This window comes from Pantoea sp. Ap-967 (assembly GCF_011752565.1).
Taxonomy (GTDB): domain Bacteria; phylum Pseudomonadota; class Gammaproteobacteria; order Pseudomonadales; family Pseudomonadaceae; genus Aquipseudomonas.
Window position 1 is genome coordinate 1 of the sequence record NZ_VWXK01000079.1, and the last position, 1,220, is coordinate 1,220.

Below are 1,220 nucleotides of genomic sequence, written 5' to 3' on the forward strand. Positions count from 1 at the left end.
GCATGGCCTTGGTAAACGTCATTGCTGACCACGCCGGTGGCGGTGCCGGAGCTCTGACCGACTGGAATGGTGATGGTCTGGCCATTGGTCAGGGTCACGACGACCGGATTGCCGGTAACCGGGGCGCCAACGGTGGCGGTGTAGACAATGGTTCCGCCCTCGGCAACAGACGGCGTAGCGGTCAGCGTAACAGTGGTGGTGTCCTGCACATCGGTGACGGTGGTGGTCACCGTACCGGTGTTGGCCACCAGGTTTTCGTAGTTACCACCGCTGACTGCAGTGATGTTGTTGGTAACCGGTGCATGGCCCTGGTACACGTCATTGGTCACCGCGCCAGTGGCCGTGCCCGAACTCTGGCCAACCGGGATAGTGATCGTCTGGCCGTTGGCCAAGCTGACCACGACCGGGCTACCGGTGACCGGTGCACCAACCGTGGCGGTGTAAATGATGGTGCCGCCTTCGGCTACAGACGGGGTGGCGGTCAACGTGACGGTGGTGGTGTCCTGAACATCGCTAACGCTGGTGCTGACCTGGGTTTTGTCCGCAACCAGGTTCTCGTAGTTACCACCAGACACGTTATTAATACTGTTGGTGACCGGTGCATGGCCTTGGTAAACGTCATTGCTGACCACGCCGGTAGCGGTGCCGGAGCTTTGGCCAACGGGGATGGTAATGGTCTGGCCATTGGTTAGCGTGACCACGACCGGATTACCGGTGACCGGAGCGCCAACGGTGGCGGTGTAGATGATGGTGCCGCCCTCGGCAACGCTTGGCGTAGCCGTCAGGCTAACCGTTGTAGTGTCCTGAACATCGGTGACCGTAGTGCTTACTGTCGCCGTGTTCGCCACCAGGTTTTCATAGTTCCCGCCACTAACGGCGGTGATGTTGTTAGTGACCGGTGCATGGCCCTGATACACGTCATTGCTGACGGCCCCGGTGGCGGTGCCCGAGCTTTGGCCAACGGGGATGGTGATGGTCTGGCCATTGGCCAGGCTGACCACAACCGGGCTGCCGGTGACGGGAGCGCCCACACTTGCCGTGTAGATGATGGTCCCGCCTTCGGCCACGCTTGGCGTAGCGGTCAGGGTAACCGTGGTCGTGTCCTGCACATCGGTGACAGAGGTGCTGACCTGCGACTTGTCGGCTACCAGATTCTCGTAATTGCCACCGGACACATTGCTGATGCTGTTGGTGACCGGTGCATGGCCTTGATAAACGTC

At 60.7% G+C, this 1,220-nt stretch carries 1 protein-coding gene; it reads right to left on the reverse strand.

What is annotated here, in order from left to right; all coding sequences use genetic code 11:
• Positions 1 to 1,220: immunoglobulin-like domain-containing protein (locus tag F3J45_RS29555; protein WP_205300748.1), on the reverse strand; the 1,220-nt coding region annotated here is incomplete at both ends.